The sequence below is a fragment of the Streptomyces sp. GL_141 genome, assembly GCF_057834385.1.
This window is the reverse complement of record NZ_CM174402.1, coordinates 3,872,604-3,891,422: the sequence shown is the minus strand read 5'-3', so window position 1 is coordinate 3,891,422 and position 18,819 is coordinate 3,872,604. Positions and strand designations below refer to the sequence as shown.

Here is an 18,819-nt window from a genome sequence, read left to right as displayed (position 1 = left end):
AATGCTTCGCTCGGTACTTGCCATTGGGTTCTCCGCCGCTGCGGTCATTGGGGCAGTCAACGCCTTCGGTGGGGACGTGGGGGGCACCGACGCGCCCGCCGTGTCGATAGGCAAGACCGACCTGGGCTGGGACTCGACACCCAACGACTTGGGCTGGGACTCGACCACCGCGTCGACCGACGACCTCGGCTGGGACTGATGACGCCCGACGATCACGGCTTCCGCCGTGAAATGGCATCGGCATACCGCTCCGGCTGGCAGTTCATCGATCTCACCAGCGCCATTCCTTACGTCGGTGACTCGTTGAAGGTCACCTTGTTCGGCCAGCCGATCATCGTGGTGCGGGAAGAGGACGAGGACGTCCGCGCCTACCGCTGTCTGCGCCGCCCCCGAGGCGCACCGCAGCCCGTCCGCTGCGAGATCCGGTACGGCATGGTCTTCGTCAATCTGGACCAGCGTGATCACCAACTTTTCGAGCCCGAATCCGCCGCCACCCCCCGCAGTGCCTGAAGCGATTCCCCTGTCGTCGCAGATCGCTCAGGCACTACCCCCACACAGCGACGCCATCGTGGACCTGACCACGATGGCGTCGCTGTGATGTCCGTGTCCAGTGGTTGAACGAGACAACCGCACGAGGCCGAACCGGACACCGCCTGGCTACGCGCGCCCCATGGCCCGGTCCAGGCTGATCTCCACGACCACCCGGTCCGGGTTCGGCGAGGGCATCCGCCCGTACCGCTCCGCGTAGCGCCGGACCGCCTCCGCGACCGCGGCCTCGTCCGTACGGACCACCGCGCGGCCCTCCAGGGTCGCCCAGCGCCGCCCCTCCAGCTGGCACACCGCCACCCGGGCCCCGCCCTGCGGGCCGCCCTGCGACGCCAGCACGTTGCGGACCTTCTTGCTGTTCTTGTTGCTGATCACCCGTGCCAGTCCGGCCTCCGGGTCATAGGTCACGCCCACCGGGACCACGTGCGGGCTGCCGTCGGGGCGGTGGGTGGTCAGCGTGCAGATGTGCCGCTCCCGCCAGAAGGCGAGGTACTCCGGCGTCGGGTTGAGTACGTCTTGGGGCGGTCGGGCCGTGCCGGCCGGGCTGGGAGTCGACATGCGCGAAGGGTACGTCGCGCCACCTTGAGTGGAATAGACTCAACTTTGTGCAGGTTACTCATGTAAAGCACACACAGGAGAGGAAGGGAGAAGGCGCACGTGGATGCCGAGCTGACCAACAGGAGCCGGGACGCGCTGAACGCGGCCACGACCAGGGCCGTCAAGGACGGGCACGCCGACCTGACGCCCGCACACCTGCTGCTGGCGCTCCTCGCCGGCGAGGACAACGAGAACGTCACCGACCTGCTCGCCGCGACCGACGCCGACCAGGCCGCCGTACGCGCCGGAGCGGACCGGCTGCTCGCCGCCCTGCCCAGCGTCACGGGCTCCACGGTCGCGCCCCCGCAGCCCTCCCGCGAGCTGCTCGCCGTACTGGCCGAGGCCGACGCGCAGGCCGGGAAGCTCGGCGACGAGTACCTCTCCACCGAACACCTGCTCATCGCCGTCGCCGCCAAGGGTGGCGCGGCCGGTGAGCTCCTTTCCGCACAGGGCGCGACCGCCAAGAAGCTGCGCGAGGCCTTCGAAAAAGCAAGAGGAGGGCGGCGGGTGACCACCCCCGACCCCGAGGGCCAGTACAAGGCCCTGGAGAAGTTCGGCACCGATTTCACGGCCGCCGCCCGCGAGGGCAAGCTCGACCCGGTCATCGGCCGGGACCACGAGATCCGCCGCGTCGTCCAGGTGCTCTCGCGCCGGACGAAGAACAACCCGGTGCTCATCGGCGAGCCCGGCGTCGGCAAGACCGCCGTCGTCGAGGGCCTGGCCCAGCGCATCATCAAGGGTGACGTCCCCGAGTCCCTGAAGAACAAGCGGCTGGTCTCCCTGGACCTCGGCGCGATGGTGGCCGGTGCCAAGTACCGCGGCGAGTTCGAGGAGCGCCTCAAGACGGTCCTCGCGGAGATCAAGTCCAGCGACGGCCAGATCATCACCTTCATCGACGAGCTGCACACCGTCGTCGGCGCGGGCGCCGGCGGGGATTCCTCCATGGACGCGGGCAACATGCTCAAGCCCATGCTGGCCCGCGGCGAGCTGCGCATGGTCGGCGCGACCACCCTCGACGAGTACCGCGAGCGGATCGAGAAGGACCCGGCGCTGGAGCGGCGCTTCCAGCAGGTGCTGGTGGCGGAGCCGAGCGTCGAGGACACCATCGCGATCCTGCGCGGGCTCAAGGGCCGCTACGAGGCCCACCACAAGGTCGTCATCAACGACAGCGCGCTCGTCGCCGCGGCCACCCTCTCCGACCGCTACATCACCTCCCGGTTCCTGCCCGACAAGGCCATCGACCTCGTCGACGAGTCCATGTCCCGGCTCCGCATGGAGATCGACTCCTCCCCGCTGGAGATCGACGAGCTCCAGCGCTCGGTCGACCGGCTGCGCATGGAGGAGCTGGCCCTGAACAACGAGTCCGACCCGGCCTCACGCGAGCGCCTCGACAAGATCCGCAAGGACCTCGCGGACAAGGAGGAGGACCTGCGGGGCCTCACCGCCCGCTGGGAGAAGGAGAAGCAGTCCCTCAACCGGGTCGGCGAGCTCAAGGAGCGCCTGGACGACCTGCGCGGCCAGGCAGAGCGCGCCCAGCGCGACGGGGACTTCGACACCGCCTCCAAGCTGCTCTACGGAGAGATCCCGGCCCTGGAACACGAGCTCGCGGAGGCCACCGAGGCCGAGGCCGAGGTGTCGAAGGACACGATGGTCAAGGACGAGGTCGGCCCGGACGACATCGCGGACGTGGTCGGCGCCTGGACGGGCATCCCGGCCGGCCGCCTCCTGGAGGGCGAGACCCAGAAGCTGCTCCGCATGGAGGAAGAACTGGGCCGCCGCCTGATCGGCCAGGGCGAGGCCGTGCGCGCCGTCTCCGACGCCGTGCGCCGCACCCGCGCGGGCATCGCGGACCCGGACCGCCCGACGGGCTCCTTCCTCTTCCTCGGCCCGACGGGCGTGGGCAAGACGGAGCTGGCCAAGGCCCTCGCGGACTTCCTCTTCGACGACGAGCGGGCCATGATCCGCATCGACATGTCGGAGTACGGCGAGAAGCACAGCGTGGCCCGCCTCGTCGGCGCCCCGCCCGGCTACGTGGGCTACGAGGAGGGCGGCCAGCTGACGGAGGCCGTCCGGCGCCGCCCGTACAGCGTCGTGCTCCTGGACGAGGTGGAGAAGGCCCACCCCGAGGTCTTCGACGTCCTGCTCCAGGTCCTCGACGACGGCCGCCTCACGGACGGCCAGGGCCGCACCGTGGACTTCCGCAACACCATCCTGATCCTGACCTCGAACCTGGGCAGCCAGTTCCTGATGGATCCGTCCACAGCTGTGGACGAGAAGAAGGCCCGGGTCCTGGACGTGGTGCGGGCCACCTTCAAGCCGGAGTTCCTCAACCGCCTCGACGACCTGGTGGTCTTCTCCGCCCTGAGCGGCGCCGAGCTGGCCCACATCGCCGAGCTCCAGATCGGCCGCCTGGCCAAGCGGCTCGCCGAACGCCGCCTGATCCTGGACGTCACGCCGGAAGCCCTGGCCTGGCTGGCGGACAAGGGCAACGACCCGGCGTACGGCGCCCGCCCCCTGCGCCGCCTGATCCAGACGGCCATCGGCGACCGCCTGGCCAAGGAGATCCTCGCGGGCGAGGTCCGCGACGGCGACACCGTCCGCGTCTCCGTGGCGGGCGACGACCTGCTGGTCGGCAAGGCCCTGTAGCAACCCGGCAGTAACAAGGCGCTGCAATCCGGCGCAATACCGCCTCAGCCGGGCCCCGGAATCCCCGGGGCCCGGCTTACCCGGGCCCTACTCCTGTCCGCCCTGCGCGGATCAGGACCTTCCGGGGTGGACACGGGGTGGGCGCGATGGGGGAGGATGGCCGCATCCGCACGAAGGGAAGTCACACGGTGAGCATCGACCCGGCCTCGATTCCGAACTTCGGAGGGCAGCAGCCCGACCCGCAGGCCACTGGACCGGCGGGCCCCGTCGTCCCCGACCAGGATCTGGTCAAGCAGCTCCTGGAGCAGATGGAGCTCAAGTACGTCGTCGACGACGAGGGTGACCTCGCGGCGCCGTGGGAGGACTTCCGCACGTACTTCATGTTCCGCGGCGAGGACGAGCAGCAGGTCTTCTCCGTGCGGACGTTCTACGACCGCCCGCACAAGATCGAAGAGAAGGCTCAGCTCCTCGAGTCCATCGACGACTGGAACCGGCGCACGCTGTGGCCCAAGGTCTACAGCCACACGCACGACGACGGCTCCGTCCGTCTGATCGGCGAGGCGCAGATGCTGATCGGCACCGGCGTGAACCTGGAGCACTTCGTGTCCTCCACGGTCAGCTGGGTCCGCGCGTCGATCGAGTTCGACAAGTGGCTCGTCGAGCAGTTCGGCCTGGAGAAGGAAGTCGACTCCGCCGACAAGAAGGACGACGAAGAGGGCGGCGACAGCGAGACCAACTAGGTCTTCGCGGTCAGGAGCCTCGCCGTCTCGCCCCTCACGGCGCCCGCCTCACGGCGCCACCCCGGACGCGAGCAGCAGGTACGGCCCGTACGCGTACGAGAGCCCGGCCAGCACCCCGGTCACCACGACCGCGGTGCGCGGCCGGGCTTTCGCCATGAGGGCCGCCGCCGGCAGCAGCAGCGGGAACGCGGGCAGCAGGAAGCGCGGCTTCGATTCGAAGAAGCCCGCACCGCCGTAGGTCATCACCAGCAGCACGCCCGTGTACACGAGCAGCGCCGGCGGGATCCGGCGGTCGGCCGCCAGCAGCCCGGCGAGCACCAGCGCGGCCGTCAGCAGGACCACCGTCACGATCGTGGCGAGCTCCACGCTCCCCGGCGAGCCCAGCGCGTGCCGCGCGGAGCGCAGCGCCCCCGCGCCGAAGTCGAAGCGCGAGCCCCAGCCGCTCTGGACGGCGAAGTAGCCGCCGAGCGGATCCCCCCGGCGCACGCCGACGAGCAGGACGTACGAGGCCCAGCCCGCGGGAGCGGCCAGCCCGGCCGCCCACACCGCCGCGGGCGCGCGGCCCCGCCGCCGGCAGATCTCGTACGCTGCGGCCGCCGTCACGGCCGCGGCGACCGCGATCCCGGTGGGCCGGGTCAGCCCCGCGAGCACGGCCAGCCCCGCCGCCCACCCCCAGCGACCGCGCAGCAGGGCGTACAGGGCCCAGGCGGCGAAGGCGGCCAGCAGGGGCTCGGTGTAGGCCAGGGTCAGCATGAGGGCGTGCGGCAGTGCGGCCCACAGCGCGACGAGCAGCATCCCGGCGCGGGCCCCGAGCAGGTGCTCCCCGACCCGGTACACCCCCACGGCGGCCGCGCCCGCCGCGATCCAGGCGACGGCCAGCGCGGCGACGGTCAGCGGGCCGGGCAGCACGGCGGAGGCGCAGCGGATCAGGACCGGGTAGAGCGGGAAGAACGCGGAGTCGCTCTGCACGGATCCGATGCCGGGATAGATCTGGGTCCGCCCGTAGCCGTGCTCGGCGATCCGCAGGTACCAGACGGAGTCCCAGGACTCCCCGAGCACCCGCAGGGGGCTGCGCCCGGTCCACCAGGCCGCCACGGCGACCGCCAGCACCCCGGCCCCGCGCACGGCCGCGTACACCCCGAGCGCCAGGACGGCGCCCGGGACCCGGCCGGGGCGGCGGGTGCGCGGGCTGCTGCGCGGATCGGTGCGGGAGCCGGTCCGGCTGCCGTCCGTCACCGTCTCCGGCTCCGTCGCCATGTATCCCGACTTTCCTGGTCTCGCGTGCGTACGCTCATCCGATGATGAGAGCTTCCGGCACCTTCAAGGTCTTCAGCTTCACCCCCACGGCGCTCACCCCGGAGCCCCCGGTGCGAACGGGCCTCCCGGTCGGAGTCGCCACGATGGAGAAACACTACGAGGGCGAGACCCTCACGGGCCGCTCGGCCACCCTCTTCACGGCCGCCTTCGACCAGGAGGCGGGCATCGGCAGCTACGTGGCGATGGAGTCCTTCGAGGGCGCGCTGGCCGGCCGGGAGGGCGCCTTCAACTTCGTCCACTCGGCCGCCACCGACGGCGGCCCCGACCGCGCCGCCGAACACTTCGCGATCGTCCCCGGCAGCGGCACGGCCGCCCTGGCGGGGATCACCGGCTCCGGCGGCATGCGCATCACGGAGGACGGCACCCACCACATCTGGTTCGACTACGACCTGCCGTAGCCGTAGCCGTAGCCGTAGCCGTAGCCGTAGCAGCCGTAGCCGGGCCTGCCTCGTCGCCGCCGCCCGGCCCGGCTCCCGCACCCGGCTCAGAGCCGCCGCAGTCGCTCCACCGCCTCCTCCAGGACGTCGGTGCGCTTGCAGAAGGGCAGGACATGAGCATGTAGCGCCCATGCACCCCTGGCACTCAGAACACGATCTGAGTACAGTCAGAGCATGGGCCTTGCTTACCTGGGAGCCGAGCCCGAGTCGGTTTCGTTCACGGATCTGTCGAGAAACCCGAAGGCCGTAGCCGCCCGGGCTGCCGCCCTCGGCGCTCTGCGCGTCACTCATCGGGACGCACCCGACATGGTGCTGACGACTGCCGTGCATGCGGAGCGCACCGAGGAGAACCTCACGACGGCGTCCCGGCTCTTCCTCGCGCTCATGAAGCACGATGATGGAGCACGGTCGCTCCTGCTGGCGCTGCCCGAAGTCTTCCCGTGGGTGCGGCACCTGGACGACGAAGAGATGCGCGCGTTCACCGTGGAACTCCTGGAAGCGTTTTCCGATGCGGCGGAGCTGGGTGCGCGGGAGGCCGTACACCGCGCGCTCGTCTCCTGGAGGGCGACGGCACGTATCAACGCCGATCCGGAGCAGCTCAAGGCGGCATTGCGTCCGCTCGACGGGGACGACCTGGGTCCCGTCGAGGTGGGCGGGTGAGCCCGAAGAAGGGCGATCGTGTCAGCGTCCCACCCCTGAGCGGGTGGAACGTGGTCTTCGGGACGACGGAGGCGGTGACGGGGTGGGAGGAGCTCTGCCGCGCGGCGCTGACCAGTGCCCACCGCTGCCTTGAGGCGCTGCGCACCGAACCGCTGTCGCGTGACAACTGGATCCGTCAGCATCAGCTGCGCGGGAGGCTCGCCACCAAGGAGTGGAAGGGATCCGCGCTGGAGCAGTGGGAGTTCGAAGTCACGAGCGGCGGCCGCGTGCGCTATCTGGTCAGCCCCGAGACATCGACCGTAATCCTGGTCTATGCGTCCACGAGGCACCCCAAGGACACCGAGTAACGCGTAGTTCCCGTGCGGCACGGGCTCCGGCTGAAAGGCCGGGCCCTATGCACGCACGTCCATCTGGCTCGCTGCTCAGCGAGCCAGTCGACCGAGGCGGTCCACCGCCTCCTCCAAAACATCCGTTCGCTTGCAGAAGGCCCAGCGGACGTGGCTGGCCCCGGCGGCCTTGTCGTCGTAGAACACCTGGTTCGGGATGGCCACCACCCCGCAGCGTTCCGGCAGGGCCCGGCAGAAGGCGAGGCCGTCGCGCTCGCCGAGGGAGGTGATGTCGGTGGTGACGAAGTAGGTGCCCTGCGGGCGGAAGACCTCGAAGCCGGCCGCCGCGAGGCCGTCGGAGAGGAGGTCGCGCTTGGCGGCCAGGTCCGCGCGGAAGGAGTCGTAGTACGCGTCGGGCAGCGCGAGGGCCTCGGCGATCGCGTACTGGAAGGGGCCCGAGGACACGTACGTCAGGAACTGCTTCGCCGAGCGGACCGCCGTGACCAGCTCGGGCGTCCCCGTCACCCAGCCGACTCCTCGTTCGTGCACCTATTCGCGTGCCGCGCGGCAAGCCCGAGCCGGGGCGGCCGCAGAACCTGCCCGGACCGAGCTCACAGGCGTAGCGCAGGGCTCCGTGGCGCGGCACTGTCCGTCGTATGCTGACCACACACGGGAAGGAGCCGTCCATGAGCGTCGACGCGATCGTGCACACCGAGTTCCCCAAGGGGTACACGGTCCTGTTCGGGGCCGACGGAAAGGTGATCATGACCCCGCAGAGCGAAGAGCACTCCAGCACCATCCGATCGATGCAGATCGACTCCGCTCTCGCCCTCGGTCGTCACGCGAAGGTCACCTCCGACGTCTACATCGACTTCCCCGCCGACGAGAACTCCGCCCCCGATCTGGCGATCCTTCGCGAGGACGCCCGCCGGGAGGGCAAGCGCTACAGCTTCGAAGACGTCCTGCTGATCTCCGAGGTCGTCTCGACCTCCTCCGCACGCAAGGACTACGACGACTGCACCGCGAAGTACGGCCGCTACGGCATCCCGATCTATCTGGTGGTGGACCCCTACGCCCAGGAGGTCGTCCTCCACACCCAGCCGACCGACACCGGATACATCGCGGCGCACACCCACAAGTACGGAACGGGCAAGCTCCCCATCCCCCTGGCCGACGGCCGCACTTTCACCCTCGACCTCGACGAACTCCCGCGTCCTGAGCCCGAGGCGAACGCCGGCTGATTCTCGGTCGAGTTCTGGCCGCGAACCAGCGGTAGCGTGCCACCGCAAGGACTGCTGCGAACAGGTGGGACGAGTTACATGCGGATGAGGTTCGAACCCGAGGCCGAGGAAGAGTTCGAAGCGGCGCGTGGACTGCTCGTCGACCGCCTGGTCCAGTGGGCCGGGGAGCAGGGGGTGCCGGTGGACGGGTTCACGGCCGAGGCGGTGCTGGACTACCGGCACCGGGCGACGGCCGACGGCCGACTGGGGCTGTGGGAGTCGCGCCACGTGGAGGAGCTCCTGCTCTCCTGGCTGCCCCAGAACGTCACAGAGCTTCCCGGAGAGGAACGCTCCGACGCCCCGGGCACACTGCGCACGCTGCTGCGCTATCTGCACGCCGCACAGTTGGCGGACCCGCGCGGCCCCTCACTCCAGGATTCCCTCGCCGCGGTCGACAGGGTCGCGGAGCGATATCCGGCGGCGATGACGGACCGCACTCGCTGGGGTTTGGCGAAGTTCTGGGCGATGACGGCCGCCGAGCAGGGCGTGGACGTCCTGGACGGGGCGGCGTTGCAGCACTTCGCGGACCGGGCGCGTCGAGGAGAAGCCGCCTACGACGGGCAGGCCCTCGACGCGATCATGGAACGGCGGCTGACCGGCCGCGCGCTGTCCGGCTCGGCCCGCGCCGAGCCGCAACTGCCCGTCGCACTGCCCCAGGATGGCGATCTGTGCCAGCCGGCCGAGGCGTCGAGGGCGGCGGCGCAGTTGCGCGGACTGACCGAGTGGGTGGGGCAGGACGGGCGCACCATGACGGCGACGGGACGGCTGCGGATGTCAGACGCCCGCGAGTTGGCGGACCTGCTCGGCACCGGAGACAAGACCGACGGTGTGCGCTCTTCGGCCGACCTGCCTCGGCTGGGACTGCTGGTGGAGTGGGCGAAGAAGGCGCGGCTGGTCCGGCTGGTCAAGGGGCGGTTGTGCGCTGTGGCGAAGGCCCGCCCGGTGCTGGCAGACCCGCTGCGGCTGTGGCTGAGTGCTTTCGACGCGTGCTTCGAGGTACGGCAGGCCCTGATCGGAGCGCGCAGCGGCTGGCACGTCGAGTCGATGCTCTTCGATGTCTACGAGGACGTCCTTCAGGATGTGCTGAACACGCTCTACAGCCTGCCGTACCCGATGCCCTGGCCGCGACTGCGTGACACGGTGCGCCTGGCCTGTCGGACCTCCTTCCAGCTCGACGACCGGTCGGACCTCCAGCGTCAGGTGTGGTTCGAGCATGCCGACCGGGACCTGCGCACGGTGCTCGACATGCTCGACGACCTGGGCGCAATCGAGCGCCACCGTGGGATGGCCGATCCAGTGTTCCTCGATGTCGACTTCTCCGATGCCGGACCCGAGCTGCTCGCGGACATGCCGCCGGAGCTCGCGGAGCTGCTGGGCGTCGCGGGGGGAACGCCGGACCCGGCGGCGCGGGAGCGGGCCGATGCCCGGCGGGAGGAGCTGACCGCCGGGCCGGTCGAACTCATCCGTCTCACCGAGCTCGGTACCCGGGCCGTACGGCAGCGGCTGCTGGCGGTCGGCAGGGATGCGCCACTGATCGGTGAACTGGCCCAGGCGTCGGCTGCCGGCCTGCTGGGCGTGCTGGCTGAGGAATACCCCCCGGAGGCCGCCCAGGCGGAGCTGGCCGGCTGGATCACGGCCCGCGGCGAGAGGGCGGACGCACCGCGGGAACTGACCGACGCCGTACGGACCGCGGCTTTCCGCACGAGAGCGCAGGCAATGCTCGACGTGCTGTCGACGGCGCTGCCGGGCGGTGAGGGCGAGCAGCTGCTGCACACCCTGCGTAGCGACACCCAGCTGGCGCCGCTGGCGTTGAACGCGCTGGCGCAGCGTGAGCTGCTGTCTCCAGAGGACATGACCGACGCCGAGCATCTGCTGGTGCTCGCCGAGAATCTGCTCCAGCTCGTGGAGCTGGCGGGCGGCTCGGACCATGCCGAGGAAGCGCTGCGCGCCCAGGGTCCTCACGCCAGGGACGCGATTGCCGCCGCCTCGGACTCCTCCCATCCCGACCGGGCCGGTCTGGAAGAGCTCAGGCAGCTGGCGGCCCGGGCGCTGCGCGCACCCGCCGCCCGTGTCGGCCGCGCCCATGGGCGTCCTGCCGGCAAGAGCGGCCGCAAGCGGCGCCGCTGACCAGGGGCGGCACCCCCGGCGCCGGGGGTGCCGGGGGTGAGTTCAGGACGTGAGGCGTCGAAGGCGGCTGACGGCCTCGGCGAGGACGTCGTCCCCCTTGCAGAAGGTGAAGCGGACCTGGCTGCGGCCGACGTCGGGGTCGTCGTAGAAAACGGAGTTGGGGATGGCGGCGACACCGCAGCGTTCCGGGAGGGCGCGGCAGAAGGCGTAGGCGTCCTTCTCGCCGAAGGGGCTGATGTCGGTGGTGACGAAGTACGTGCCCTGGGGCTGGTAGACCTTGAACCCGGCCGCCCGCAGGCCGTCGCCGAGCAGGTCGCGCTTGCGCCGCAGGTCGGAGCGGAAGCTGTCGAAGTACGAGTCCGGCAGGCGGAGCGCCTCGGCGATCGCGTACTGGAACGGGCCCGCGCTCACGTAGGTCAGGTATTGCTTGGCCGTCCGGACGGCGGTCACGAGTTCTTGGGTCCCGGTCACCCAGCCGACCTTCCAGCCCGTGAAGGAGAAGCTCTTGCCGGCGGAGGAGATGGTGACGGTGCGCTCGCGCATGCCCGGCAGGCTCGCCAGCGGGGTGTGGGCGCCCTCGAAGACCAGGTGCTCGTACACCTCGTCCGTGATGACCAGCAGGTCGCGGGAGACGGCCAGCTCCGCGACCGCGGCCAGCTCGGCGGGGGTCAGGACGGTGCCCGTCGGATTGTGCGGGGTGTTCAGGAGCAGGAGGCGGGTGCGGGGGGTGACCGCCGCGCGCAGTGCGTCCACGTCGAGGCGGAAGTCGGGGGCGCGCAGGGTCAGGGGCACCCGGACGGCTCCGGCCATCGCGATGCAGGCGGCGTAGGAGTCGTAGAACGGCTCCAGGGCGATGACCTCGTCGCCCGGCTCCAGCAGGGCCAGGAGCGAGGCCGCGATGGCCTCGGTGGCCCCGGCGGTGACGAGCACCTCGGTGTCCGGGTCGTAGTCCAGGCCGTAGAAGCGCTGCTGGTGGGCGGCGATCGCCGTACGCAGCTCCGGAACACCGGGGCCGGGCGGGTACTGGTTGCCCCGGCCGTCGCGGATCGCGCGCGCCGCCGCCTCGGCGATCTCGGCGGGGCCGTCGGTGTCGGGGAAGCCCTGGCCGAGGTTGATCGCTCCCGTGGCGGTGGCCAGGGCGGACATCTCCGCGAAGATCGTGGTGCCGAAGGCCGCCAGCTTGCGGTTGAGGAAGGGGCGGGCGGGGCGGACGGGCTGCTCGGGATCGCTCATGGGCGCAATCCTGCGGGGAAGCTCTGGACTTGCTCAAGTGTGCTTTGGGCCGCGTAGGGCGCGGGCATCCCCCCAGCACGCGGGACGAAGGGGATCCCGCACCCCGGGGAACCGGGGGAGCAGAGAGGGGTCGGGGGATGATCCTCGGAATAGTGATCTTCGTGGCGGTGGTCGTGGTGATCGTCGTGGTGGCGGTCAAGGCCGGCGGGGGTGGCCGCGGGGGCGGTCGCGGGGGCGGCAGTGCCGCCGGTGGCGGTGCGGGCTGGTGGGCCGGGAGCGGCTCCTCGGGCCACTCCTCCTCGTGTGGTTCCTCGTCGTCCAGCTGTGGTTCGTCCTCGTCCAGCTGTTCCTCCTCCTCGTCCTGCGGCGGCGGCGGAGGATGCGGTTCCAGCTGACACGGGGCAGCATGGATCCATGGCCTTCGTCGCCGGACCACCTTCGTACCGCGTCCCGCATATGTGAGACGCCCGCCGGGCACAACTTCCGTCGGGCGTCTTCTTGTTCGGACTTCACGGCCGCGCATTACGGCGTACGGGCGGCATGTCGTTGAACACGTGAACTGTGTAGCCCCCGAGGGGATGTAAACCCCTGCAACTTGGGTAAAAACGCTGTGAGTGCCGTGCCTTTCATGATTCCCTCGGTTGAGTAGACCAGTCCTCGGACCTCCCTGGACTTCCTGTGGACCCGTGCCGGTGTCCCCCCACCCGTTGACTACCGCTGGCGGGCCCCGGCCCATCTCCCTCGCGCGTTTGCGGAGCCGACTCATGCTCACGACCCTCCAGACCACCTATACCGACACGCGTGCCGCCGATCTCGCCTGGGCCCTGGGTCGGGAGCGGCTGCCCGCCCTGGCCGTACTGAACCTCGAACTGGGTGGCGCGAAAGTGGAGTTGCGCCTGCTCGGGGCCTCCCACCAGGTACTCCTGGAGGAGGGCGACGTGCTCTGCTCCGAGACCGTCGCCTGTATGCCCGGCAGCAGCACCCCGCTTCCGCTCGGCGTGGCCAAGCGCGTCGGCGACTGGGAGTACGAGTTCGCCGCGCGGGTCGAGAACCTCTCGCGCGGCTCCTTCGCCGGGCGGGCGCAGGAACTGCTCGCGCTGGTCGCGGACCATCCGAACGGGCTCGCCGGCACCTTCCCCGGCAGCCCGCACGCCTTCACCGCCATGCTCGCGCAGCGCTACGAGGGCCAGGTCCGGTGGCGGACCTGGCACGCGTACCCGCAGGAAGGGCAGTTGGTGGCGACGCGCACCCGGGTGGGTGTACGGACGTCCGCGGCGGGCGCGGGAACCGGCGCGGGCGCGCAGGGCGCCGCCCAGGCGGCCGCAGAGGCGCCGGTGCTGATCTAGGGGCGCCCGGGGGTGCCCGGGAGCATCCGGGAGCCCCGGGGTCGCAGGGGTCGCGGAGTTGCCGGATGGTTACGCCAACTGTCCGAACCAGTGCGCCACTTACACCCATGTGGGTGACCGGATGCGAGCGGGCGGTGACGTACGGTTCGCTTCATGATCGACCGTTCCACCCCGCGCGGGGTGCTTCGCACCCGGTGGCGCCGCCCCCCGGCTCCGGAGTCGCGCGGTGTGGCCCGCGCCCCGGCCGCCCTGCCCGTACGGCCCAGGACCGGCCGACTCCTGGTCCTGGCCACCGTGTTCGTCTGCGCCGCCTGCGGGCTCGTATACGAACTGGAACTGCTCGCCCTCGGCTCGTACCTCATCGGCGACTCCGTCACCCAGGCGTCGGTCGTGCTGTCCGTCATGGTCTTCGCCATGGGCGTCGGATCCCTGCTGGCCAAGGCCCTGCGCGCCCGGCCCGCCTTCGGGTTCGCCCTCGTGGAAGCGGGCCTCGCCCTGCTCGGCGGGCTCTCCGCCATAGCGCTCTACGCCAGCTTCGCCTGGCTGGGGGAGTCCCGGACCGCGCTCGTCGCCTTCGCCTTCACCATCGGCGTCCTCATCGGCGCCGAGATCCCGCTCCTGATGGTCCTCATCCAGCGCATCCGCAGACAGGACGCGGGCGGCGCCGTCGCCGACCTGTTCGCCGCCGACTACGTGGGCGCCCTCGTCGGCGGCCTCGCCTTCCCCTTCCTGCTGCTGCCCGTCCTCGGCCAGCTCACCGGCGCCATGCTCACCGGCACCGTCAACGTCGTCGCCGGCGGCGGCCTCGTCCTGTGGCTGTTCCGCCGGGACCTCAGCCGCCGCGCCCGCTGGCTGCTCGTCGCCGTCAACGTCACCGTCCTGACCGTCCTGGGCTGCGCCACCGTCCTCGCCGACGACTTCGAGCGCGTCGCCCGCCGCGCCGTCTACGGCGGGGAGGTGCGCGTCGCCGTCCAGACCGGCGTGCAGGAACTCGTCCTCACCGGCCCCCCGAACGGCTCACCGCGCTCCCTCGATCTTTTCCTCGACGGCCGCCTGAGGGTCAGCGGCTACGACGAGTACCGCTACCACGAGGCCCTCGTGCACCCCGCGATGACCGGCCCGCACACCCGCGTCCTGGTCCTCGGCGGCGGCGACGGCCTCGCCGCCCGCGAGGTGCTGCGCTACCGCGACGTCGCCTCCGTCACCGTCGTCGAGCTCGACCCCGGAGTCGTGCGGCTCGCCCGGACCGACCCGATGCTCTCCGAGCTGAACGGGCGGGCGTACGAGGACCCGCGCCTCGGCGTCGTCACCGCGGACGCCTTCCGCTGGCTGCGCGCACCCGCCGCCCGGGCCCGCTTCGACGTCATCGTCTCCGACCTGCCCGACCCCGGGATCACCCCCAGCACGAAGCTGTACTCGCAGGAGTTCTACGGGCTGGCCGCGCGGGCCCTGCGCCCCGGCGGGCGGCTCGCCGTCCACGCGGGGCCGCCCGGCACCAGGCCCCGTACCTACTGGACCGTCGAGGCCACCCTGCGCGCGGCCGGCCTGCGCACCGCCCCCTACAGCGCGGGCGGCCGCCTCTCGGGCTTCGCCGCCGGCCCCGACCGGGCGCTCGGCGCGGCTTCCGCCCCCGCCGCGAAGCTCCCGCACGACTGGGGCTTCGTCCTGGCGGCCCGCGAGGGCGCACCCCTGCTGCGGGTGGACCGGGAGACGCCCGCCCTGCGCTCCCTGTCCACGCAGTCCCTGGCCGACGCGGCCCGGGACACGGAGCGCACCCGGGTGGCGGGCCTCCCGCCGTCGACGCTGCCGCACCCGAGGTACTCGTAGCCGGGGTACTCGTGGCCCGGTGGCAGTCGAGGTACTCGTGGCCGGGGGCCCGCGTCGGTAGGCTCGTCCGCATGGAGCATCAGGTGTTCGTACCGGTCCCCTCCGACGACGTCCGCGCCGTGCTGCGCGACCCCGCCCGGCTGGCGCGATGCGTGCCGGGGCTCCAGCAGGACGCCGATACGCAGGCCGGGCCGCTGTCCGGCCGGCTGAAGGTGCGGGTCGGCGGACACACCGTCACCTACCGCGGCACCCTCTCCGTCACCGAGCAGGACCCGGACCGCTTCACCCTCGCCGGCGAGGGCGCCGAGGTGCGGGGCAGCGGGACCGTGAAGCTCTCCCTCGCGGTGCGCCTGACCGGGGCGGACGGCGGCACCCTGCTGGAGTTCACCGCCGAGTCCGCCGCCGACGGCCGCGCCGCCGCCTTCGCCCCCGACGCGGCCGCCACGGCCGCGCACCGCCTCCTGGACCGGGCCGCCGGGCACCTCGCGGCCCTCGCGGTCGACGGCCCCGCCGGGCCGGCCGAGGCGGCTGCGGATGCCGCCACGGATGCGGACGTGGACGTGGACGTGGACGTGGACGTGGACGGGGCCTCGGACTCGGACTCGGACCAGGAGGAGGACCCCGGCCCGGGGTTCACCGAGGTCACCGCCTCCGTGTTCGACACCGAGGTCCCGCCCCCGTCCCTGGACCCGTTCCTGGAGGGCACCTTCGAGGGCATGGCCGACCTCGGCGACCTCGGTGGACCCCCGCGCCCGCCGGCCGAGGCAGCGCACGCCCGCCGCACGATGATCGGCCGCAGCGCCGAGGAGGTCGACCACGCGCCCCCGCGCGGCCGCTACGCCCCGGTCCCGGCCCCCACCTCCGCCTCGGCCGGCGCCGGCCTCCGCTGGATCGCCCCGGCCGCCGCCGTGGCCGTGGCCTCGGCGGTCCTCCTGGGCCGCGCCCTGCGCCGCCGCCGCTGACCCGGGAACCCGCCCGCTTCCGCGTGCGGACCTGATCACCCCGCCGGGCTGACTAAGGTCATGGCATGAGTACGCAACTGCGCGCCGGCGGCGCCGAGGTGACCATCGACCAGGAGAACGGCTGCCGGATCAGCAGTCTGCGCATCGACGGGACGGAGCTGCTGCGGCAGGGGGACCACTACGGGTCCTTCCCCATGGTCCCGTGGTGCGGCCGGACCAGGGACGGTCAGTTCCAGGACGGGGCGACCCTGCACCAGCTTCCGCTCAACCACCCGCCGCACGCCATCCACGGCTTCGGCCGCGACGCCGCCTGGCGCCGCGCCCGCGCCACCGGTACGGAGGCCGCCTTCACGTACCCGCTCGCCGATCCGTGGCCCTACGAGGGCGTGGTCACCCAGATCTTCGAGCTCGGCGAGAACGCGCTGACCCTGACGATGGGCATCGAGACCTACCAGGACTCCTTCCCCGCGCAGGCCGGCTGGCACCCCTGGTTCCGCCGCAACCTCGGCGCCGGCGGGGACGGGTCCGACGTGTCCATCGCCTTCGAGGCCGCCTGGCAGGAGGAGCGCGGAGCCGACCACCTGCCGACCGGCAACCGCATCGACCCCAAGCCCGGCCCCTGGGACGACTGCTTCGGCATGCCGTACGGGGTCGACGTCACCCTCACCTGGCCCGACGCCCTGGAGCTGAAGGTCACCAGCCGCTCCGAATGGGTGGTCGTCTACGACGAGGAGCCCGAGGCCGTCTGCGTGGAACCGCAGTCGGGCCCGCCGAACGGCCTGAACAGCCTCCCGCAGCTGGTCACCCCGGTGGACCCGCTGGAGATCTCCACGACGTGGACGTGGCGGCGGCTCGGGTAGTGCCCAATTAAGCTCGGGGCCATGAGTGACGTACGCGATGCGCTTCTGCAGCAGATCAAGGACAAGGCCGTCGTGCACGGCAAGGTGATCCTCTCCTCCGGCCGCGAGGCCGACTACTACATCGACCTCCGCCGCATCACGCTGGACGGCGAAGCCGCCCCGCTGGTCGGCCAGGTCATGCTCGACCTCACCGCCGACCTGGAGTTCGACTGCGTCGGCGGCCTGACGCTGGGCGCCGACCCGGTCGCCACCTCGATGCTGCACGCCTCCGCCGCGCGCGGCGCGCGCCTGGACGCCTTCGTCGTCCGCAAGGCGCAGAAGGCGCACGGCATGCAGCGCCGCATCGAGGGCACCGACGTGAAGGGCAAGCGCTGCCTGGTGGTCGAGGACACCTCGACCACCGGCGGTTCCCCGCTGACCGCCGTCGAGGCGGTCCGCGAGGCCGGCGGCGAGGTCGTCGCCGTCGCGACGATCGTCGACCGCGGCGCGGCCGACGCCATCGCGGCCGCCGGGCTGCCTTATCTCACGGGGTACCAGCTGGACGACCTCGGTTTGTCCTAACCCTTGGACGGTGGGTCGTGCTTCCGCACAACTGGTGACTTAGGTCCCCGAAAGTCCGGAAGCAGGCCCTGACCTGCGTCTTTTCGGCCGGGTGGAGTGTTTCACGTGAAACACTCCACCCGGTTCGGGCCGCGCGGCGCCGTCGCGGAGGTGGAGTGGGGCGCGAGTCTGGAAAGATGGGGACGACGGCAACGTCGCCCCCAGGTCAGGGCCCGCAATAAGCACACTCCCCGCACATCCAAGGAGCGGACAGATGCCCATCGCAACCCCCGAGGTCTACAACGAGATGCTCGACCGGGCGAAGGCAGGCAAGTTTGCCTACCCGGCGATCAACGTGACCTCGACCCAGACCCTGCACGCTGCACTGCGCGGCTTCGCGGAGGCCGAGAGCGACGGCATCATCCAGATCTCCACCGGTGGTGCGGAGTTCCTGGGTGGCCAGTACAACAAGGACATGGTCACCGGCGCCGCCGCCCTGGCCGAGTTCGCGCACATCGTGGCCGCGAAGTACGACATCACCGTCGCGCTGCACACGGACCACTGCCCCAAGGACAAGCTGGACGGCTACGTCCGCCCGCTGCTCGAGATCTCGGCCGAGCGCGTGGCCCGCGGCCTCAACCCGCTCTTCCAGTCGCACATGTGGGACGGCTCCGCCGAGACCCTGGCCGACAACCTGGCCATCGGCCAGGAGCTGCTCGCCAAGGCCGCCGCCGCGAAGATCATCCTTGAGGTCGAGATCACCCCGACCGGTGGCGAGGAAGACGGCGTCAGCCACGAGATCAACGACGAGCTGTACACCACCGTCGACGACGCGCTGCGCACCGCCGAGGCCCTGGGCTTGGGCGAGAAGGGCCGCTACCTGCTGGCCGCCTCCTTCGGCAACGTGCACGGCGTCTACAAGCCGGGCAACGTCGTCCTGCGCCCCGAGCTCCTCAAGGACCTCCAGGCCGGCGTCGGCGAGAAGTACGGCAAGTCCTCCCCGTTCGACTTCGTCTTCCACGGCGGCTCGGGCTCCACGGCCGAGGAGATCGCCACCGCGCTGGAGAACGGCGTCGTGAAGATGAACCTCGACACCGACACCCAGTACGCCTTCACCCGTCCGGTCGTGGACCACATGTTCCGCAACTACGACGCGGTCCTGAAGGTCGACGGCGAGGTCGGCACCAAGTCGAAGTACGACCCCCGCACGTGGGGCAAGGCCGCCGAGGCCGGCATGGCCGCGCGCGTCACCGAGGCCTGCGCGAACCTGCGTTCCACGGGCACGAAGCTCAAGTAGCAGCGGCTCACGCGGCGCTCACGCGGCAGCTCGCGTAGCAGCGGCTTCCCGGAAGGGCCCGGCTCCACCGTCTCGGGA

Annotated in this window: 18 protein-coding genes and 1 pseudogene; 15 read left to right on the top strand and 4 right to left on the bottom strand. The window is 71.4% G+C overall.

Annotated elements, in window-relative coordinates:
- The first annotated feature begins 76 nt into the window (after positions 1 to 76).
- Together AC3IX6_RS16910 and AC3IX6_RS16905 are read left to right on the top strand one after the other, a co-directional pair.
- Positions 77 to 199, top strand: coding sequence for a hypothetical protein (locus AC3IX6_RS16910; protein WP_489370925.1), 123 nt, complete (start codon positions 77 to 79; stop codon positions 197 to 199).
- A complete protein-coding gene (locus tag AC3IX6_RS16905; protein WP_250748726.1) occupies positions 199 to 510 on the top strand; it encodes a Rieske (2Fe-2S) protein in 312 nt (103 codons plus the stop codon). The genes AC3IX6_RS16910 and AC3IX6_RS16905 overlap by 1 nt, the downstream gene beginning before the upstream one ends.
- Before the next feature lie 147 nt (positions 511 to 657).
- On the opposite strand, the gene AC3IX6_RS16900 is transcribed toward AC3IX6_RS16905, so the two are convergent.
- Complete coding sequence (locus AC3IX6_RS16900) at positions 658 to 1,104, bottom strand: pyridoxamine 5'-phosphate oxidase family protein (protein ID WP_489370923.1); 447 nt, start codon at positions 1,102 to 1,104, stop codon at positions 658 to 660.
- A gap of 99 nt (positions 1,105 to 1,203) precedes the next feature.
- Here AC3IX6_RS16900 and clpB point away from each other — a divergent pair, with 99 nt between their 5' ends.
- Entirely contained in the window at positions 1,204 to 3,789 is a 2,586-nt protein-coding gene (gene clpB, locus AC3IX6_RS16895) for an ATP-dependent chaperone ClpB (protein WP_489370922.1), read from the top strand.
- Positions 3,790 to 3,977: 188 nt separating this feature from the next.
- Positions 3,978 to 4,529, top strand: a complete 552-nt coding sequence (locus AC3IX6_RS16890; protein ID WP_407838025.1) for a type III secretion system chaperone family protein — start codon at positions 3,978 to 3,980, stop codon at positions 4,527 to 4,529.
- Between the two features lie 48 nt (positions 4,530 to 4,577).
- Here the strand turns inward: AC3IX6_RS16890 and AC3IX6_RS16885 are convergent, their stop codons facing one another.
- Complete coding sequence (locus AC3IX6_RS16885) at positions 4,578 to 5,786, bottom strand: mannosyltransferase family protein (protein ID WP_489370921.1); 1,209 nt, start codon at positions 5,784 to 5,786, stop codon at positions 4,578 to 4,580.
- 44 nt (positions 5,787 to 5,830) lie between these two features.
- Here AC3IX6_RS16885 and AC3IX6_RS16880 point away from each other — a divergent pair, with 44 nt between their 5' ends.
- From AC3IX6_RS16880 to AC3IX6_RS16870, 3 genes are all read left to right on the top strand, one after another.
- Positions 5,831 to 6,244: a DUF3224 domain-containing protein gene (locus AC3IX6_RS16880; RefSeq protein WP_489371476.1), complete on the top strand. Its 414-nt coding sequence runs from the start codon at positions 5,831 to 5,833 to the stop codon at positions 6,242 to 6,244.
- A gap of 213 nt (positions 6,245 to 6,457) precedes the next feature.
- Positions 6,458 to 6,943, top strand: coding sequence for a prevent-host-death family protein (locus AC3IX6_RS16875; RefSeq protein WP_489370920.1), 486 nt, complete (start codon positions 6,458 to 6,460; stop codon positions 6,941 to 6,943).
- The gene (locus AC3IX6_RS16870) at positions 6,940 to 7,290 is read left to right on the top strand and encodes a hypothetical protein (protein WP_489370919.1); all 351 of its coding nucleotides are present in this window, start codon (positions 6,940 to 6,942) and stop codon (positions 7,288 to 7,290) included. The genes AC3IX6_RS16875 and AC3IX6_RS16870 overlap by 4 nt, the downstream gene beginning before the upstream one ends.
- A gap of 75 nt (positions 7,291 to 7,365) precedes the next feature.
- On the opposite strand, the pseudogene AC3IX6_RS16865 reads toward AC3IX6_RS16870, so the two are convergent.
- A pseudogene (locus AC3IX6_RS16865) lies at positions 7,366 to 7,803 on the bottom strand (aminotransferase class I/II-fold pyridoxal phosphate-dependent enzyme); the annotation flags it as partial.
- 152 nt (positions 7,804 to 7,955) lie between these two features.
- On the opposite strand from AC3IX6_RS16865, the gene AC3IX6_RS16860 reads away from it, so the two are divergent.
- A complete protein-coding gene (locus AC3IX6_RS16860; protein WP_078094744.1) occupies positions 7,956 to 8,510 on the top strand; it encodes a Uma2 family endonuclease in 555 nt (184 codons plus the stop codon).
- A gap of 84 nt (positions 8,511 to 8,594) precedes the next feature.
- On the top strand, positions 8,595 to 10,676 hold the full coding sequence (locus AC3IX6_RS16855; protein WP_489370918.1) for a hypothetical protein: 2,082 nt from the start codon (positions 8,595 to 8,597) through the stop codon (positions 10,674 to 10,676).
- A 42-nt stretch (positions 10,677 to 10,718) separates the two neighbouring features.
- Here the strand turns inward: AC3IX6_RS16855 and AC3IX6_RS16850 are convergent, their stop codons facing one another.
- Positions 10,719 to 11,909, bottom strand: a complete 1,191-nt coding sequence (locus AC3IX6_RS16850; RefSeq protein WP_489370917.1) for a pyridoxal phosphate-dependent aminotransferase — start codon at positions 11,907 to 11,909, stop codon at positions 10,719 to 10,721.
- A gap of 764 nt (positions 11,910 to 12,673) precedes the next feature.
- Between AC3IX6_RS16850 and AC3IX6_RS16845 the strand changes: the two genes are divergently transcribed.
- The 6 genes from AC3IX6_RS16845 (at position 12,674) to fbaA (ending at position 18,741) form a co-directional block, all read left to right on the top strand.
- Positions 12,674 to 13,255, top strand: coding sequence for a DUF2617 family protein (locus tag AC3IX6_RS16845; protein ID WP_489370916.1), 582 nt, complete (start codon positions 12,674 to 12,676; stop codon positions 13,253 to 13,255).
- A 153-nt stretch (positions 13,256 to 13,408) separates the two neighbouring features.
- Positions 13,409 to 15,082 carry a polyamine aminopropyltransferase gene (locus tag AC3IX6_RS16840; RefSeq protein ID WP_489370915.1) on the top strand — a complete coding sequence of 558 codons (1,674 nt, stop codon included), beginning with the start codon at positions 13,409 to 13,411 and terminating at the stop codon, positions 15,080 to 15,082.
- A 71-nt stretch (positions 15,083 to 15,153) separates the two neighbouring features.
- Entirely contained in the window at positions 15,154 to 16,044 is an 891-nt protein-coding gene (locus AC3IX6_RS16835) for an SRPBCC family protein (RefSeq protein WP_489370913.1), read from the top strand.
- Between the two features lie 65 nt (positions 16,045 to 16,109).
- On the top strand, positions 16,110 to 16,904 hold the full coding sequence (locus AC3IX6_RS16830) for an aldose epimerase family protein (RefSeq protein WP_489370912.1): 795 nt from the start codon (positions 16,110 to 16,112) through the stop codon (positions 16,902 to 16,904).
- Positions 16,905 to 16,925: 21 nt separating this feature from the next.
- Positions 16,926 to 17,465: an orotate phosphoribosyltransferase gene (gene pyrE, locus AC3IX6_RS16825; RefSeq protein WP_250748753.1), complete on the top strand. Its 540-nt coding sequence runs from the start codon at positions 16,926 to 16,928 to the stop codon at positions 17,463 to 17,465.
- 253 nt (positions 17,466 to 17,718) lie between these two features.
- On the top strand, positions 17,719 to 18,741 hold the full coding sequence (gene fbaA / locus AC3IX6_RS16820; RefSeq protein WP_243330679.1) for a class II fructose-bisphosphate aldolase: 1,023 nt from the start codon (positions 17,719 to 17,721) through the stop codon (positions 18,739 to 18,741).
- The last annotated feature ends 78 nt before the right edge of the window (positions 18,742 to 18,819 follow it).

Coding starts and splice junctions, on each gene's coding strand:
- AC3IX6_RS16860 (WP_078094744.1), top strand. CDS start 7,956: ATGAGCGTCGACGCGATCGTGCACACCGAGTTCCCCAAGGGGTACACG.
- AC3IX6_RS16900 (WP_489370923.1), bottom strand. CDS start 1,104: ATGTCGACTCCCAGCCCGGCCGGCACGGCCCGACCGCCCCAAGACGTA.
- AC3IX6_RS16905 (WP_250748726.1), top strand. CDS start 199: ATGACGCCCGACGATCACGGCTTCCGCCGTGAAATGGCATCGGCATAC.
- AC3IX6_RS16885 (WP_489370921.1), bottom strand. CDS start 5,786: ATGGCGACGGAGCCGGAGACGGTGACGGACGGCAGCCGGACCGGCTCC.
- AC3IX6_RS16850 (WP_489370917.1), bottom strand. CDS start 11,909: ATGAGCGATCCCGAGCAGCCCGTCCGCCCCGCCCGCCCCTTCCTCAAC.
- AC3IX6_RS16840 (WP_489370915.1), top strand. CDS start 13,409: ATGATCGACCGTTCCACCCCGCGCGGGGTGCTTCGCACCCGGTGGCGC.
- AC3IX6_RS16830 (WP_489370912.1), top strand. CDS start 16,110: ATGAGTACGCAACTGCGCGCCGGCGGCGCCGAGGTGACCATCGACCAG.
- AC3IX6_RS16845 (WP_489370916.1), top strand. CDS start 12,674: ATGCTCACGACCCTCCAGACCACCTATACCGACACGCGTGCCGCCGAT.
- pyrE (WP_250748753.1), top strand. CDS start 16,926: ATGAGTGACGTACGCGATGCGCTTCTGCAGCAGATCAAGGACAAGGCC.
- AC3IX6_RS16855 (WP_489370918.1), top strand. CDS start 8,595: ATGAGGTTCGAACCCGAGGCCGAGGAAGAGTTCGAAGCGGCGCGTGGA.
- fbaA (WP_243330679.1), top strand. CDS start 17,719: ATGCCCATCGCAACCCCCGAGGTCTACAACGAGATGCTCGACCGGGCG.
- AC3IX6_RS16880 (WP_489371476.1), top strand. CDS start 5,831: ATGAGAGCTTCCGGCACCTTCAAGGTCTTCAGCTTCACCCCCACGGCG.
- AC3IX6_RS16875 (WP_489370920.1), top strand. CDS start 6,458: ATGGGCCTTGCTTACCTGGGAGCCGAGCCCGAGTCGGTTTCGTTCACG.
- AC3IX6_RS16835 (WP_489370913.1), top strand. CDS start 15,154: ATGGAGCATCAGGTGTTCGTACCGGTCCCCTCCGACGACGTCCGCGCC.